Source organism: Curtobacterium sp. AC273, from assembly GCF_979253735.1.
Map to the genome: position 1 here is coordinate 185757 of NZ_CEEDDU010000001.1, position 15343 is coordinate 201099.

17 protein-coding genes and 4 pseudogenes are annotated in these 15343 nt (G+C 71.2%); 18 read left to right on the top strand and 3 right to left on the bottom strand.

Translation table 11 applies throughout. The features are described from left to right. Positions 1-29: 29 nt before the first annotated feature. Complete coding sequence (locus tag ACZ8AI_RS01125; protein WP_464855844.1) at positions 30-860, bottom strand: aldo/keto reductase; 831 nt, start codon at positions 858-860, stop codon at positions 30-32. A gap of 87 nt (positions 861-947) precedes the next feature. Continuing rightward, positions 948-1355 (bottom strand): pilus assembly protein CpaE, encoded by a 408-nt coding sequence (locus tag ACZ8AI_RS01130; protein ID WP_464855846.1) that lies wholly within the window; start codon positions 1353-1355, stop codon positions 948-950. A 233-nt stretch (positions 1356-1588) separates the two neighbouring features. Here ACZ8AI_RS01130 and ACZ8AI_RS01135 point away from each other — a divergent pair, with 233 nt between their 5' ends. The 18 genes and pseudogenes from ACZ8AI_RS01135 to ACZ8AI_RS01220 all read left to right on the top strand — a co-directional run. Beyond that, positions 1589-2122 carry a glycosyl hydrolase 2 galactose-binding domain-containing protein gene (locus ACZ8AI_RS01135; protein WP_464855848.1) on the top strand — a complete coding sequence of 178 codons (534 nt, stop codon included), beginning with the start codon at positions 1589-1591 and terminating at the stop codon, positions 2120-2122. Next, positions 2026-2622, top strand: a complete 597-nt coding sequence (locus ACZ8AI_RS01140; protein ID WP_464855850.1) for a glycosyl hydrolase 2 galactose-binding domain-containing protein — start codon at positions 2026-2028, stop codon at positions 2620-2622. The genes ACZ8AI_RS01135 and ACZ8AI_RS01140 overlap by 97 nt, the downstream gene beginning before the upstream one ends. 1091 nt (positions 2623-3713) lie before the next feature. Beyond that, entirely contained in the window at positions 3714-4274 is a 561-nt protein-coding gene (locus ACZ8AI_RS01145; RefSeq protein ID WP_464855852.1) for a hypothetical protein, read from the top strand. A gap of 97 nt (positions 4275-4371) precedes the next feature. Next, positions 4372-4602 (top strand): hypothetical protein, encoded by a 231-nt coding sequence (locus ACZ8AI_RS01150; protein ID WP_464855854.1) that lies wholly within the window; start codon positions 4372-4374, stop codon positions 4600-4602. Between the two features lie 617 nt (positions 4603-5219). Continuing rightward, positions 5220-5656, top strand: a pseudogene (locus tag ACZ8AI_RS01155) (sugar transferase); the annotation flags it as partial. Between the two features lie 49 nt (positions 5657-5705). Continuing rightward, the gene (locus tag ACZ8AI_RS01160; RefSeq protein WP_464856358.1) at positions 5706-5843 is read left to right on the top strand and encodes a sugar transferase; all 138 of its coding nucleotides are present in this window, start codon (positions 5706-5708) and stop codon (positions 5841-5843) included. 146 nt (positions 5844-5989) lie between these two features. Continuing rightward, the gene (gene tatA, locus ACZ8AI_RS01165) at positions 5990-6271 is read left to right on the top strand and encodes a twin-arginine translocase TatA/TatE family subunit (RefSeq protein WP_464855856.1); all 282 of its coding nucleotides are present in this window, start codon (positions 5990-5992) and stop codon (positions 6269-6271) included. 164 nt (positions 6272-6435) lie between these two features. Then, positions 6436-7167: an MFS transporter gene (locus ACZ8AI_RS01170; RefSeq protein ID WP_464855858.1), complete on the top strand. Its 732-nt coding sequence runs from the start codon at positions 6436-6438 to the stop codon at positions 7165-7167. Beyond that, a complete protein-coding gene (locus tag ACZ8AI_RS01175; RefSeq protein WP_464855860.1) occupies positions 7152-7400 on the top strand; it encodes a hypothetical protein in 249 nt (82 codons plus the stop codon). The genes ACZ8AI_RS01170 and ACZ8AI_RS01175 overlap by 16 nt, the downstream gene beginning before the upstream one ends. 5 nt (positions 7401-7405) lie before the next feature. Then, positions 7406-7855 carry an MFS transporter gene (locus ACZ8AI_RS01180; protein ID WP_464855862.1) on the top strand — a complete coding sequence of 150 codons (450 nt, stop codon included), beginning with the start codon at positions 7406-7408 and terminating at the stop codon, positions 7853-7855. A gap of 57 nt (positions 7856-7912) precedes the next feature. Beyond that, a pseudogene (locus ACZ8AI_RS01185) lies at positions 7913-10097 on the top strand (ATP-dependent Clp protease ATP-binding subunit). Positions 10098-10323: 226 nt separating this feature from the next. Continuing rightward, a complete protein-coding gene (locus tag ACZ8AI_RS01190; protein WP_464855864.1) occupies positions 10324-10746 on the top strand; it encodes a hypothetical protein in 423 nt (140 codons plus the stop codon). A 202-nt stretch (positions 10747-10948) separates the two neighbouring features. Further along, positions 10949-11606, top strand: a pseudogene (locus ACZ8AI_RS01195) (response regulator transcription factor). Between the two features lie 49 nt (positions 11607-11655). Then, positions 11656-11916, top strand: a complete 261-nt coding sequence (locus ACZ8AI_RS01200) for a hypothetical protein (protein WP_464855866.1) — start codon at positions 11656-11658, stop codon at positions 11914-11916. 236 nt (positions 11917-12152) lie between these two features. After that, positions 12153-12263: a hypothetical protein gene (locus tag ACZ8AI_RS01205; protein ID WP_464855868.1), complete on the top strand. Its 111-nt coding sequence runs from the start codon at positions 12153-12155 to the stop codon at positions 12261-12263. An 878-nt stretch (positions 12264-13141) separates the two neighbouring features. Continuing rightward, positions 13142-13420 carry a peptidoglycan-binding domain-containing protein gene (locus tag ACZ8AI_RS01210; protein ID WP_464855870.1) on the top strand — a complete coding sequence of 93 codons (279 nt, stop codon included), beginning with the start codon at positions 13142-13144 and terminating at the stop codon, positions 13418-13420. Further along, positions 13410-13730, top strand: a complete 321-nt coding sequence (locus tag ACZ8AI_RS01215; RefSeq protein WP_464855872.1) for a hypothetical protein — start codon at positions 13410-13412, stop codon at positions 13728-13730. Before ACZ8AI_RS01210 ends, ACZ8AI_RS01215 begins: the two co-directional genes overlap by 11 nt. Before the next feature lie 380 nt (positions 13731-14110). After that, positions 14111-14392, top strand: a pseudogene (locus tag ACZ8AI_RS01220) (hypothetical protein); the annotation flags it as partial. A 146-nt stretch (positions 14393-14538) separates the two neighbouring features. On the opposite strand, the gene ACZ8AI_RS01225 reads toward ACZ8AI_RS01220, so the two are convergent. After that, a complete protein-coding gene (locus ACZ8AI_RS01225) occupies positions 14539-15270 on the bottom strand; it encodes a hypothetical protein (protein WP_464855874.1) in 732 nt (243 codons plus the stop codon). Positions 15271-15343: the final 73 nt, after the last annotated feature.

Genomic DNA, 15343 nt, shown 5'->3' on the forward strand with positions numbered 1-15343 from the left:
CGCGCGACCGCCCTTCCTGGAACTGCTGACTACGCCGGAACGTAGTCGAACGTGTCCGGGTCCGGACCCGTCCGGTGGCCCTTGTCGAGCGTGCTGATGTCCGTCATGTCCTCGCCCGAGAGCTCGAAGTCGAAGATCGCGAAGTTCTCCTCGACGCGGGCACGGGTCACCGACTTCGGGAACACGATGTCGCCGCGCTGGATGTGCCAGCGGAGCACGACCTGCGCCGGGCTCTTGCCGTGCGCCGAGGCGATGCGGGTGATGGTCTCGTCGTCGAGCACGAGGCCCTGCGCGATCGGGGACCAGGCCTCGGTCGCGATGCCGAGCTCGGAGTCCACCGCGCGGAGCTCGTCCTGAGTGAGGTACGGGTGCACCTCGATCTGGTTGACGGCCGGCGTGATGGTCGTCTCCGAGATCAGGCGGCGGAGGTGGTGCGCCTGGAAGTTCGAGACGCCGATCGAGCGGGAGGTGCCGGCGTGGTAGAGCTCCTCGAGCGCCTTCCACGTGGGGACGAAGTCCGACACGGTGGGGAGCGGCCAGTGGATGAGGAACAGGTCGGTGTAGCCGCCGAGCAGCTCCGCCGACTTCTTGCCGTTCTCCAGCGCGAGTTCGGGGTCGTGGAAGCCGTTGTTGAGCTTCGAGGTCACGAAGATCTCGGAACGGTCGATACCGGACTCCGCGATGGCCTCGCCCACTTCTTTCTCGTTGCCGTACATCTCGGCGGTGTCGATGTGGCGGTAGCCGACCTCGAGCGCCGCGAGCGTCGCGGCCTTCGTCTCGGAGGGGTCGATCTGGAAGACACCGAAGCCGAGCTGCGGGATGGTCTTGCCGTCGTTCAGGGTGATGTTCGGAACGGTCATCCTGCCATGCAACCAAAGGACCCCCAGGAGGCATTCCGGAAACACCCAGCCGGGCGCGCCGACCTCAGGGCAGCGCCGCGCCGCGCCTCAGGCCAGCGCCGCGCCGATGTACGCCAGCAGGGCCTGCCCGTACGCGTCGGCGGCGACGGGTTCTGAGAAGGTCCGCGGGGCGCCGGAGATGGTCGCCGTCACCACGAACGACGACCCGGACGCCTCGAGCGACACGAACGCCGGCCCGAGCAGCTCGCGCAGCTGGTCCTCGCGCGGCAGCCAGAGCGACTCGGACGCCTCGACCGAGTCGAGCGCCCACTCGGTGGTGCCGTTGAAGCCCAGCACGGTGCCGGACGGGTAGTCGTGGCGTTCGACGGTCATCTCGGACACGGTGTAGACGTCGTCGTCGACGCCGGGCTTGTCGATGACGAACCGGTCGCCGGTGGTGGGGTGCCAGCGGAGCCCGGTCGCGCGGAGGGAACGGGCGAGTGCAGAAGCGATCACCGCACCCACACTGCCACGGAACGCGGGACTCAGACGTTGCAGAGGGCAAGCCGTACTAGCATCGCCGAGCACCCCCACGCGCGGCCGCACCAGCGTCCGCGCGCGCGACGCGACGACGCCCGGCCAACCGGTGTCGCGCCTCCAGGCCGCACGAACCGGGCCCGAGGCGGGCAGCCGGCCGGCGTCCCGACCGCGGCGGCCACCACCTCCGTCCGCCGAAGAGAAGGACCCGCATGACCCTCGAACGCGAGGAACTCCGCGACGACTGGACCGTGACCATGGTCGGCGGGACCGGTGCGCCGGACGGCGTCGCAGGCCGGGCGATCCCGGCGACGGTCCCCGGGCAGGTGCACACCGACCTGGAGCGCGAGGGGCTGCTGGCCGACCCGACGTTCGACCGCAACGAGGACGCCGCCAAGTGGGTCGGACGCGCGGACTGGTCGTACCAGCGCACCGTCGACGTCGACCCGCGGGGCTTCGAGCGCGTCGACTTGGTGTGCGACGGCCTCGACACGGTCGCGGAACTGAGCCTCGACGGCGTCGTCGTCGGCACGACCCGCAACATGCACCGTCGCTACCGCTTCGACGCCCGCGACCAGACCGGCGGCGTCGGCCGGGGAGCAAGACGCTCGAGCTCCTGTTCGAGTCGCCCTACCGTGAAGCCGGACGGGTGGCCGCGAAGGCCGGGTCCATGCCGGGCCCCTACGACGAGCCCTTCCCGTACATCCGGAAGATGGCGTCGAACTTCGGCTGGGACTGGGGGCTGACGGCGGTGACGAGCGGGCCGTGGCGTCCGGTCGCGATCGAGCGCTGGTCCACCGCCCGCCTGCGCGACGTGCGGCCGCTGGTCGACGTCGAGGCCGGCGAGGGCGTGCTCGACGCGCACCTCACGGTCGAGCGCTCGGGGATGAACGACCTCGACCAGGACGGCGAGGACGACGACCTCGTGCTGGTCGTCACCGTCAGCGGGCACACCGCCGAGGGGACGGCGACCCGGCAGCGGTCGCGCGCGCAGCTCACGCCGAAGGACGACGAGACCGTGGTTACCGTGCGCGTGCCCGACGTGCAGCGCTGGTGGCCGCGGGTTACGGCGAGCAGGCGCGCTACGACGTGGTCGTCGAGCTGCAGACCGTCGACGGCGAGGTGCTCGACCGCGAGGCCTTCCGCACCGGCTTCCGGTCGACCCGGGTCGACACGACCTCGGACGCGGTCGGCAAGCCCTTCACGATCCACGTCAACGGCACCCCGATCGACGTCCGCGGCGTGAACTGGATCCCGGACGACGTGATCGTGTCGCGGGTCGACCGTGCGCGGGCGGAGTCCCGCCTGGCGGCCGCCACCGACCTCAACGTGAACCTCGTGCGCGTCTGGGGCGGCGGGGTCTACGAGTCGAACGACTTCTACGACGTCTGCGACGAGCTCGGCCTGCTCGTCTGGCAGGACTTCCCGTTCGCCTGCTCGGCCTACCCCGAGGGCGAGCCGATCCGCAGCGAGGTCATCGCCGAGGCGCGCGACAACGTCGCCCGGCTGTCGCGGCACCCCTCGCTGGTGCTCTGGAACGGCAACAACGAGAACATCTGGCTGCACGACGCGGACGGCTGGGGCGAGGAGCTCGGCGACCGCGGCTGGGGCCTCGACTACTACCTCGACCTGCTGCCGACGATCGTCGACGCGGTGACCCGTCGCGGTTCTACACGGTGGCGTCGCCCTGGTCGGGCGACGAGGCGCTCGCCGCCAACGACGTCGACCACGAGACGCACCACTCGTGGGACGTCTGGAACCGGCTGTCCGACGAGCACTACCGTTCGTCGGTCCCCAGGTTCGTGTCCGAGTTCGGCTGGCAGGCGCCGCCCGCGTGGCGCACGCTGCGTGACGCGGTCGCCGACGAGCCGCTCCGCGTGGACTCGCCCGGCGTGGTGCACCACCAGAAGGCGGCGGACGGGATGGGCAAGCTCGCCCGCGGGCTCGAGCCCCGGTTCGGCGCCGTCGACCCCGCCGCGTTCGACGCGTGGCTCTACCTCACCCAGCTCCAGCAGACGCGCGCGATCGCGACCGGCGTCGAGCACTGGCGGACGCACTGGCCGCGCAACACCGGTGTGATCGTGTGGCAGCTCAACGACCTGTGGCCGGTGTCGTCGTGGTCGGCGATCGACTCGGCGGGCGCCTCAAGCCGTTGGCGCACGAGCTGCGCCGGCTCTACGACGACGTGCTGCTGACGATCCGTCCGGTGGGCACGCCCGCCGCGTCGGCTCCGGCCGGTGGGACGGGCGGCCTGGAGGCGCGGATCGCCCCGCGCCGACCGCCCCCGTCGCCGAGACGGCCGAGCCGAGCGACCTGGCGGACACGCTGTCGCTCGGGGTGTCGCCCGGCGCGTTCGGCCACTCGCCGATCGAGGTCGCCGTCCGCTCCACCCGGACCGGACACGACAGCGTGGTGCGCGTGCGGCGGATCACCCTCGCCGGCACCGTGCTCGCCGAGGTCACGCTGCCGGTGCACCTGTCGGCGGCGGGCGTCGCCGTCGTGGCGCTGCCCGAGTCGGTCGGCGTGGTGGACGACCCCACGAACGAGCTGGTCGTGGCCGACATGGACTGGCGTCGAGCGGTGTGGACCCCGGCGCCGGACAAGGACATGCGGTGGCAGCCGGCGCGCTACCGTGACGTCGTTCACGCCGGTGGGCGACGACGGCCTCCAGCTCGTCGTCGAGGCCGAGGGGCTGGTGCGGGACCTGCTCGTCCAACCCGACCGGGTCGCTCCGACCGGCACCGTCGACCGCGGGTTCATGACCCTGCTGCCCGGCGAGACCGTGTCGTTCCGGCTGCGCGGCGTGACCGACGCGGACGTGCCCGCACTCCGTCAGGCACCCGTGATCTCGACGCTCGACCAGGTGCTGGGCCATTGATATCCAGAGTTGCAGAGTGATATATTTTAGGACGCCCCGCGCAGTCGTATTCCCCCGACTGCGTGGGGCGTCCGGTCGACCTCCCGTCGCGCCGGCGGCCGACAGGAGGACCGTTCGATGTCACTCGCGCTCCGCACCACGATCGCACCAGACACGCCGGCCACCGTGGTGCGGAAGCCGCGCCGAGCGTCGTCGCCACCGTTCACGACGGTGCTCGACCTCGCGCTGCTGCTCGTGGCGTTCGCCGTCGCGCACGTGCTCCGGTTCCCGTCGGAGCCTCGCGGGGCTCGGTCGACGCCGGATGGGTCGAGTTCGTCGTCGCCCCCGCGATCGTGGTGGTCTGGATGACACTGCTCTCGCTGTTCCGTACCCGTGACCCCCGGATCACCGGTGTCGGCGGCGACGAGTACCGACGACTGCTGACCGCCAGTCTCCTGACCGGTGCGGCCGTGGCCGTCATCGCCTACGGCACGAACGTCGACATCGCCCGCGGGTACCGTCGCCATCGCGTTCCCGCTCGGGCTGCTGTTCCTCGCCCTCGGGCGCAAGGCACTCCGGACCGCGCTCGTCCGTCGGCGTGCTCCGGGGTGAACGGCTGGCAGGAGGTCCTGCTCGTCGGTGACGCCGACGACGTCCGCTACGTGGGGCGCCGCATCGCAGCGACCCCCACCGCCGGGTACCGGGTGTGCGCCGTAGTGACGGACTGCGCGCCGACCGGCGCGGAACTCGACCTCGACGGGGCCGTGGTCCCGGTGGTGGGCGGCATCGACGACGTGCTGGACCTCGCCCGGACCCAGGGCGTCTCGGCGGTCGTCGTCGCCGGTGCGGTCCGCGGCGGCCACGAGCGGCTGCGACGGCTCGGCTGGCAGCTCGAGGAACACGGCGTCGAGCTGGTCGTGTCCTCGCCCCTGGCCGACATCGCGGCTGGCCGTGTGCACGAGCGCCCCGTCGACGGGCTCCCGCTGATGCACGTCGAGACGCCGGATTACCGACGCCGCATCGGCAAGCGGGCCCTCGACGTGCTCGGCGCCGGGCTCGGCCTGCTGCTGCTCGCGCCGGTGTTCGCCGTCATCGCACTGGTCATCCGCGCGGACGACCACGGCCCGGTCTTCTTCCGCCAGACGCGCGTCGGTCGCGGCGGCCAGGAGTTCTCGATCCTCAAGTTCCGGACCATGTGCACCGATGCCGAAGCCCGCGGTCGCGGCGCTCGACCAGGCGAACGAGGGCTCGGGGCCCTCTTCAAGATGAAGGACGACCCGCGGGTGAGCGCGTCGGGTCCTTCCTGCGCCGCACGTCGCTCGACGAACTGCCGCAGCTGTGGAACGTCCTGACCGGGTCGATGAGCCTGGTGGGTCCCCGCCCGGCGCTCCCGCGCGAGGTCGCCCTCTACGAGGACTTCGCCGACCGTCGGCTGCTCGTCACCCCGGGCATCACCGGGCTCTGGCAGGTCAGTGGTCGATCCGGACCTCGACTGGGTCGACGGCGTCCGGCTCGACCTGCACTACGTCGAGAACTGGTCGTTCGCGCACGACGTGGTGATCCTCGCGCGGACGATCCCGTCCGTGCTCCGTTCCCGCGGCGCCTACTGACCCGCCAGCCTGGGCGAACGGTGTCCGTCCGGGGGTCGGCCTGTGATTCCCGGGGAGTGCGAGTTACGATGGTGGGACGACGGGACTTCCGCCGCACGCGTCGACGGTGACTCGGAGACGGCGACCAGATCCAGATTCAAGGAGTCATGATGCTCGGAAACCTCGGCGGCGTACACCTGCTGATCATCCTCGGGATCGTCATCCTGCTGTTCGGTGCGACCAAGCTCCCGGCGCTCGCCAAGGGCCTCGGTCAGTCGATCAACATCTTCAAGAAGGAGATGAGCGACGACGAGAAGAAGGCCAAGAACGCTGACGGCGCGACGAACACGACCGTCAACAACACCGCGGCCGAGCCCGCCGCCCTCGTGGCGCAGCCGGTCGTGAACCCCGGCCCCTCGGTGCAGCCCAACTCCGACTCCCGGAACTAGCCAGCAGCACCCTCGATCCAGGACACCCAGCCCCGTCCTCCGTCGGCGCCCCCGCGACCACTCGGTCGCGGGGGCTTCGGCGTGTGGGGCCGCCGCGGTGGTGGGTCGCGTGCGGGGAGCGGCAGGGACAGGCGCCGCGACCCGCGAGGGCGGAGGATGAGCGCATGACCACTCCGCCCGCGGCGCACCCGGCCGCCACCGCACCGCTCCGTGACGACCGGCGGGTCGTGCTGGTGGTGGCGATCCTGTCGTCGTTCGTGGTGGGGCTCGACTCGAGCGTGGTGAACGTCGCGTTGCCGGCGATCCGCGACGAGCTCGGCGGTGGACTCGTCGTGCAGCAGTGGACCGTCGACGCGTACCTGGTGACGCTCGGGTCGCTCATCCTCGTCGCCGGCAGTCTGTCCGACCTGTTCGGCCGGGTGCGGATCATCACGTGGGGGCTGGTGGTCTTCGGGATCGCCTCCGTGGCGTGCGCGATCGCACCCACGGGCGAGGTCCTCATCGTCGCGCGGGCGTTCCAGGGCGTCGGAGGTGCGCTCGTGACCCCGAGTGCGCTGGCGCTCATCGTCGCGGCGTTCCGCGGGGCGGCGCAGGCGAAGGCGATCGGCACGTGGACGGCGTGGTCGAGCGCGGCGACGATCCTCGGCCCGGTCGTCGGCGGCCTCATCGTGGACGGGATCGGCTGGCGGTGGATCTTCGTGCTGACGGCGATCCCGATCGCGGTGACGATCCCGCTCGTGCGGCGCATCCAGGCCGAGGTTCGGGTCGGGCCGCGGGCGAAGGTGGACGTCGTCGGTGCGGTCCTCGCCGTGGTGGGTGTCGGTAGCGCGGTGCTCGGGCTCATCGAGCAGGACGGCTGGGATGGGGATCGCCGGTCGTGGTGGCTGCGCTCGTGATCGGCGCGGTCGCCCTGGCCGCGTTCGTGCCGTGGGAGCTCCACGTGACACGGACCTCGGGTGGCTCGCTGGTCCTGCTCGAGCTGTTCCGGGCGCGGAACTTCGCGGTCGGCAACCTCGCGACGCTGTCGATCTACGGCGCGCTCGGGATGGTGTTCTTCGTGGTGACGCTGTTCCTGCAGGAGGTCTGGCGCTACCCGGCCTGGCTCGCGGCCTCGCGACGCTGCCGCTGACCGTGATGCTCCTGCTGCTCTCCACGACCGTCGGGTCCCTCGCCGGCAAGTACGGTCCGCGGTGGTTCATGGCCGCAGGCCCCGCAGTCGGTGCGGTCGGGGCGCTCCTGCTCCTCTTCGCGGGCAGCGACCCGGCGGGGTACTGGTGGTCGGTGCTGCCCGGGCTGGTCCTCATCGGAGCGGGGATCTCGGTCATGGTCACGCCACTGACGAGTGCCGTGCTGGGGTCCGTCCCGCAGTCCGAGGCGGGGTCGGGTTCGGCGGTCAACAACGTGGTGGCACGCATCGCCGGCCTGGTGACGGTGGCGCTGGCCGGGGTCCTCCTCGGGGGTGCGGTGAGCGTGGACGGCCTGCACCGGGCCATGGTGGTGATGGCGCTGCTCCTGCTGGCGGGAGTGGCGGTCAGCGCCATCGGGATCCGGAACCCGAAGACGGAACAGCCACACGCGCGGTAACTTGAGTCAGGCTGGCTCAACCAGCCGAACGACCACCGCAACGAAAGGACGGAACGCATGGCGAACCTCCAGGGCGCTCCTGACTCGCAAGAGCGACAGAAGACCGCCCTCGAGCAGTACGGCGTCGACCTCACCGAGATCGCCCGCAGCGGCAAGCTCGACCCGGTGATCGGCCGTGACGCCGAGATCCGACGCGTCAGCCAGGTGCTGACGCGCCGCACCAAGAACAACCTCCAAGCTCATCGGGGAACCCGGCGTCGGCAAGACCGCCGTCGTCGAGGGACTCGCTCAGCGCATCATCGCGGGCGACGTCGCCGACTCCCTCAAGGACAAGCGCCTCGTGTCGCTCGACATGTCCGCGCTCATCGCCGGCGCGAAGTACCGCGGCGAGTTCGAGGAGCGGCTCAAGGCCGTGCTCAAGGAGATCAACGACTCCGACGGGCAGGTCATCACGTTCATCGACGAGCTGCACACGCTCATGGGCGCGGGTGGGGGCGAGGGCTCCGTCGCGGCGTCGAATATGCTCGCGCCGATGCTGGCGCGCGGCGAACTGCGGCTCATCGGGGCGACGACGCTCGACGAGTACCGCGAGTACACCGAGAAGGACGCCGCCCTCGAACGACGCTTCCAGCAGGTCTTCGTCGGCGAGCCGAGCGTCGAGGACACCGTGGCGATCCTCCGCGGCCTGAAGGAGCGCTACGAGGCGCCAAGGCGACGATCAACGACTCCGCGCTCGACGCGCGCGTCGAGCCTGTCGAACCGGTACATCTCCGACGCCAGCTCCGACAAGGCCATCGACCTCATCGACGAGGCCGCCAGCCGGCTCCGCATGGAGATCGACTCCAGCCCGGTCGAGATCGACGAACTGGAAGCGCAACGTCGACCGCCTGCGCGTCGAGGAGTTCGCGCTCAAGCAGGAGAAGGACGACGCCTCGAAGGCCCGCCTCGAGACCCTGCGGAACGAACTGCACACCCGTGAGGAACGGCTGGGCGAGCTCGAGCAGCGCTGGCAGGCCGAGCGGGCGAGCCTGAACCGGATCGGTGAGCTCAAGCAGCAGCTCGACGAACTCAACATGCGATCGCAGCGCGCGCAGCGGGAAGCCGACTACGAGCTCGTCTCGCGGATCGAGTACAGCGAGAAGCCCCGCATCGAGGCCGAGCTCGCCGCCGCCGAGCAGGCCGAGTCCGCCGACCGGATGGTGAACGACAGCGTCACCGACGAGGACATCGCCGCCGTGGATCGCGCAGTGGACGGGCATCCCGCTCGGGCGCCTGTTGCAGGGTGAGACCGAGAAGCTCCTGCACCTCGAGAACGAGCTCGGTCGCCGGATCATCGGGCAAGCGCACCGCGGTGTCGACCGTGTCCGAGGCCGTCCGTCGCACCCGCGCCGGCATCTCCGACTCCGGACCGTCCGACGGGCTCGTTCCTGTTCCTCGGCTCCTGTCCGGTACCCGCAAGACTGAGCTGGCCAAGGCGCTCGCCGAGTTCCTGTTCGACGACGAGAAGGCCCTCGTCCGCATCGACATGAGCGAGTACGGCGAGAAGCACTCGGTCGCGCGGCTCATCGGCGCCCTGCCCGGGTACGTCGGCTACGAGGCCGGTGGGCATTTCACCGAGACCGTCCGCCGGCGCCCGTACTCCGTGGTGCTGCTCGACGAGATCGAGAAGGCGCATCCCGAGGTCTTCGACGTCCTGCTGTTGCAGGTGCTCGACGACGGGCGCCTGACCGACGGGCAGGGCCGGACGGTCGACTTCCGGAACACGATCCTGATCCTGACGTCGAACCTCGGCTCGCAGTTCGTGACGGACCTGTCCCTGAGCGACGTCCAGCGCGACGAGGTCGTCCGCGAGCTGGTGCAGCAGGCGTTCCTTGGACCGGAGTTCATCAACCGGCTCGACGACATCGTGGTGTTCCAGGCGCTGACGGAGGAGGACCTCGGCCAGATCGTCTCCCTCTACGTCGACCGTCTCGCACGCCGCCTGATCCTGGACCGTCGGCTGGAGCTGGCGGTCACGCCGGACGCCTCGCAGCTGGTCGCCGAGCGGGTGGCACGACCCGCGTACGGTGCGCGCCTCGCTCCGCCGGCCTGCATGGGACGCGGCAGATCGACGACCGGCTGGCCCGGGCGATCCTGTCTCGGTGACGTCCGCGACGGCGACACCGTCCGCGTCGACGTCGCCGCAGGCGGCGACGAGCTGACGGTCGAACCGTTCGAGCTGGCGGAGATCGTCGAGGAGTAGCGGACGCCCTCAGCGAGATCCGAATGGAGGCGCGACCCTGTCCCTGAGACCGGTCCGCGCCTCCAGGCCTGGTAGATTCCAGAGAAGTGCCCGAGCTGCCCCTGATCCGTCGCCTCACCGAGTCCGTCGAGCACGCGAGCGTGCTCGACAAGCGCTGGTCGACATCGACCGCTCCCTGGTCAACGCCCTCGCGAAGCCCAAGGCGCTGCGGCAGCTGCTGCACGGCGTGCCGTTCAGGTACCCGCTGCACCCGCCCACGGTGCAGGTGCCGCTCGGCGCGTGGATCCCGGCCGCCATGCTGGACACGATCGGCGGGAAGGGCAACGCGAAGGCCGCGAAGACCCTCGTCGGTGTCGGGCTCGTGTCCTCCGGCAGCGCGACCGTCGCCGGGTATGGCCGACTGGTCGGAAAGCTCGACCGCGAGCAGCTCCGCACCGGCTGGGTGCACCAGGCCGCCGAACTGGGTCGGCATCTCGCTGCTACGGCCTGTCCTGGATGCAGCGGAAGCGCGGGAACCACGGCGCTGGCAAGCTCCTCGGGTACGCGGGACTCGTGGCCGTCGGCGTCGGGGGCTACCTCGGCGGACACCTGGCGTACCGGCAGCGAGCCGGTGTCAGCCGCAGCGGCGAGGTCCCCTTCGGACGCCTGAGGCATCGCCGTCGGGGTTACGGCGGCGAGAACACCCAGCCCCCGAGACTCGGGGCATGGACCACCTCAGCACCGACTCCGTCCCCCTCTCGCCGTCGTCCCCGGATCCGGTGGCATCGAGTTCGTGATCCGTCTCGACGAAGCAGCCGGAGTCGTCCGTGTGGACCCAGCCGTCTCCTAGCCGACTGGTATGCAATACATGGATGCGAGTGCTGGTGGTGGATGACGAGACCGCGCTGGCCGACCTCGTCGCACGGGGTCTGACGCGGCAAGGACATGGCGGTCGACGTGGTGTACCGCGGCGACCACGCGGACGAGCTGCTCGCGGTGAACGACTACGACGTCGTCGTGCTGGACCGCGACGTGCTGGGGCTGCACGGCGACGAGGTCGCCCGCCGGCTCGCGGCACGCGGCAGCCTCACCCGGATCATCATGCTCACGGCGGCGACCACGCTGACCGACCGGGTGGAACGGACTGGTCGATGCCGACGACTACCTCGCCAAGCCGTTCGAGCATCACCTCGAGCTCGTCGCACGGGTCCGTGCATGCTCGGCCGACGCAGTGTCGCCCCGGTCGCGCCGGTCCTCGAACGTGCCGGGATCGTCCTCGACACCAACCGTCGGATGGCGACGCGGGACGGACGACCGCTCGACCTCAATGTCGAAGGAGCTCGGCGTGCTCGAGACCCTGCTCCGCGCCGACGGACGGATCGTGTCCGCGGAGGAACTGCTCGAGAAGGTGTGGGACATGAACATCGACCCGTTCACCGCGGCCGTGCGGGTCACGATGTCGAAGTTCGAGTGGAAGCTCGGCGATCCGGACCCGATCCGCACGGGCCGGGCACGGGCTACGCGGTGTGAAATCTCGATCCAGTCGCGGACCTGGAGCATCCGGAGTCGCACGGCGCTGGTGTTCGCGGCGGCGGCGATGGTCCTCGCCGCCGGCGTGGTCGTCTTCTCGAACCTGATGTCCCAGGCCGGGATCGGCGTCGCGCTCGGTCTGAGCGGCCAGCCGTCGTTCTCCGCCACCGCCCCGCCGGGCCGCGCCGGGGCCGTCGACCCGGACGGGGCCGTCGACCCGGACGGGACCGTCGACCCGGACGGGACCGTCGACCCGGACGGGACCGTCGCCCGCGTCGTCGCCGACCAGCAGTGGCAGTGGTCCTGGTGATCGGCATCGCCGGCGCCGGCCTGGTCGCCGGTGGGGTGGGGTAGCTGGTCAGCCGACGCATGCTCCGCCCCATCGCACGCGGATCACGGCGGCGGCGAACCGGATCAGTGCGTCGAACTCCTCCGACGAGCGCATCGCCCTCGACGGCCCCGACGACGAGCTCCGACGGCTGTCCGGCACCGTCGACGACCTGCTCGACCGGTCTGCAGACCGCGTTCGAGAGTCAACGACGGTTCGTGGCGCAGGCCTCCCACGAGCTGCGGACGCCCCTGGCCGTGCAGCGCGCGGCGGTGCAGATCGGTCTGCACCGACGCCGCTGCCGCCGACGACGTCCGGGGCGTGCGTGACGAGCTCCTCGAACAGAACCGGCGGACGGAACACCTGGTCGACTCGTTGCTCGTGCTCGCGGAGGCCGACCGCGGGCTCGCGGGCGTCGGGACCTCGATCGACTTCGCCAGCGGCTCCGCCGACGAGATCGTCGCGGGAGCCGCCGGACGCGCGGACGAGGCGGGCGTGTCGCTCTCCGCTCGAAGGCCGCCCCGCGCCTCCGGGCAGTCCCGCGATCACGGGCGAGCCGACGCCTCGTCCGCCAGCTCTTCGTCAACCTGGTCGGCAACGCGCCGTCGAGTACAACCACTCCGGGCGGGTTCGTCCGCGTGGACACCAGGGCGGACGGGTTCTCCGTGGAGAACTCCGGCCCTGGTGGTGCCGGAGGACGTGGCGGCGCTCCTGGTCGAGCCGTTCCGACGCTGCTCGGGAGCGCCGTCCACCGGTCGGCACAGTGGACTCGGGCTGTCGATCGTCGCGTCCATCGTGCAGGCGCACGGCTGGCGGCTCGAGGTCGTCTCGCGTGCCGGTGGGGGCCTGCGCGTCGACGTTTCGTCGGGGGGCCGCGGCGCGCGCGTGGGGCGAAACAGGCACCGCGGTGTGCTGGGAGCTGCAGAACCACAGCCCCGTCACTGCAGTGTCACCGCCCGCCCGGATCCCGGTCCGCTCGTCCGGGTCCCTCGCCGATCGGCGTGTGCCTGCTCGCCGTCCTCGCCGCCGGAGCAGGCGTGTGGACCGTCCTCGCTCCACAGGGGCGGCGCCGTCGGCGGCTGCGGCGGCGACGCCGACGGCAGGGACTCCTCGGCGAGCGGGCGGCACACCTCGGTCGTGACGTCGGGTGTGCTGACCGACTCGAAGGTGTTCTCCGGCGTCCTGGGCTACGGGACTCCTGAGCGGTGTGCCTGGGGCGGCACCCGGCACGCTCACCTGGCTGCTCGAGCCCGGTCGGGTGATCCACCGCGACGAGTTCCTGTACGCCGTCGACGAGCGCGGCGTCCGAGCGATGCACGGCACGGTCCCGCTCTGGCGGTCGCTCGAGCGAGGCCAGCGGGGCACCGACGTCCGACAGCTCAACGAGAACCTCGCGGCGCTCGGGTACGAGTGGGCCCAGGACGAACGTTCGGTCCCCGGACCCAGCGCGCCGTGCGGCAGCTGGAAGCTGGACCGTGGGCAGTGAGGTCACCGGCGTGCTGACCGCGGCGGACGTCGCGTTCGTCCCCGGCGACGTCCGCGTCGCGGCGGTCGGCGGCAGGGCCTCCGGGCAGCGCGCCTCCGGGGACGTGCTCTCCGTGACGGGCACGAGCGAGTCGTCCTCGCCACGGTCCCGCAGCGGGATGCCGAGCGGCCTCGCCGTCGGTACGTCGGTGCGGGCCCGGGTCAACGGCGCCGGTGCGGCGACGGCCGGCGAGGTCACCGACGTGCAGCCGAGTGCGGGCGAGGACGCCGCGTCGAAGGTCGACGTGTCGGTGTCGTTCGACCCCCGGTGACCGCGAGCTGCCCGCGGCCGCATCCGCCCAGGTCGAGCGCCGCGGGTGCCTCCGAGCAGGACGTGCTCTCCGTGCCGGTCGCGGCGCTTGGTCGCCACCGGCGACGGCGGCTACGCGGTCGACGTCGTCCTGGAGGGACGGCACTACGGAGCGGGTCGCCGTCAGGCCGGGCTGGCCGCCGACGGCCGGATCGCGGTCTCGGGCCACGTATCCGAGGGCGACCGAGTGGTGGTGCCGGGATGAGCCGGCCGTCCCGACTGCTCCGCGACGTCACGAAGACCTACGGCGACTTCCAGGAGGTGCCCGCGGCGTGACGCTCGACGTGACCGCCGGCGAGCCTGCCTGCCGCCGTCGGCCCGTCCGGCTCCGGCAAGTCCACGATGCTCAACATCGTCGGGACGCCGACTCGCCCCACCGACGGCACCGTGACGATCGCCACAACGACGTCGCCACCATGTCGGACGACGCGCTCTCCCTGCCTCCGCGCCGAGCACATCGGGTTCGTGCTGTTCCAGCACTTCCACCTGCAGGCCGGGGCCACCGTGCGCAGGAGAACGTCGCGGACGGGCTCCTCTACGCCGGTACCGGTCGCCGGGAGCGCCACCGTCGTGCGGTCCACGCCCTCGGCCGGGTCGGACTCGGTCACCGGGTCGGGCACCTCCCGAACCAGCCTCTCGGGTGGCGAGAAGCAGCGTGTCGCCATCAAGCGGGCGATCGTCGGCGACCTCGACGATCCTGCTCGCCGACGAGCCGACCGGCGCGCTCGACTCGGCATCGGGCGCCGCGATCCTGGCCCTCCTCCGGGAGCTCAACGACGCCGGCACCAGCGGGAGTTCGTGATCACGCACGACCTCGAACTCGCCGCGTCGCTGCCGCGCCGGGTCCGGATGCGCGACGGGCTCGTCGCGGAGGACTCCGGCTGCTGCGCACGCGGACGGTCCGGGCGCGGCCCTGGTGACGGCCGGTGGGCTGCCGCGGCTGATTGAAAAAAAAAAAAAAAAAAAAAAAAAAAAAAAAAAAAAAAAAAAAAAAAAAAAAAAAAAAAAAAAAAAAAAAAAAAAAAAAAAAAAAAAAAAAAAAAAAAAAAAAAAAAAAAAAAAAAAAAAAAAAAAAAAAAAAAATCCCCCCCCCCCCCCCCCCCCCCCCCCCCCCCCCCCCCCCCCCCCCCCCCCCCCCCCCCCCCCCCCCCCCCCCCCCCCCCCCCCCCCCCCCCCCCCCCCCCCCCCCCCCCCCCCCCCCCCCCCCCCCCCCCCCCCCCCCCCCCCCCCCCCCCCCCCCCCCCCCGTGCACACGTGAGGGGGACCGCGCGGTCCGTGCTCGGCTCGGTGGCGCGGACCCTCCGCCGGCTCGGTGGCTCGGGCTCCGCACACGGCCGGGGCGGGTCGTGCTTCGGCACTGGGGATCGCGATCGGCATCGCGGCGATGATCGCCGTCGTCGGCATCTCGTCCTCGAGCAGGCGAAGCTCGACCAGGTGCTCGACGTGCTCGCGGACGAACGTCGCTGACGGCCACGAAGGCGCAGGGTTCGGCGACACCCCACCGCCGGCCGCCCACCGCCGCCTCGGAGTTCGCGCTGCGGCAGGACGACGTGCAGACCGCCGCCGCGCGGTGGG

Coding starts and splice junctions, on each gene's coding strand:
- tatA (WP_464855856.1), top strand. CDS start 5,990: ATGATGCTCGGAAACCTCGGCGGCGTACACCTGCTGATCATCCTCGGG.
- ACZ8AI_RS01125 (WP_464855844.1), bottom strand. CDS start 860: ATGACCGTTCCGAACATCACCCTGAACGACGGCAAGACCATCCCGCAG.
- ACZ8AI_RS01170 (WP_464855858.1), top strand. CDS start 6,436: ATGACCACTCCGCCCGCGGCGCACCCGGCCGCCACCGCACCGCTCCGT.
- ACZ8AI_RS01150 (WP_464855854.1), top strand. CDS start 4,372: ATGTCACTCGCGCTCCGCACCACGATCGCACCAGACACGCCGGCCACC.
- ACZ8AI_RS01180 (WP_464855862.1), top strand. CDS start 7,406: ATGCTCCTGCTGCTCTCCACGACCGTCGGGTCCCTCGCCGGCAAGTAC.
- ACZ8AI_RS01135 (WP_464855848.1), top strand. CDS start 1,589: ATGACCCTCGAACGCGAGGAACTCCGCGACGACTGGACCGTGACCATG.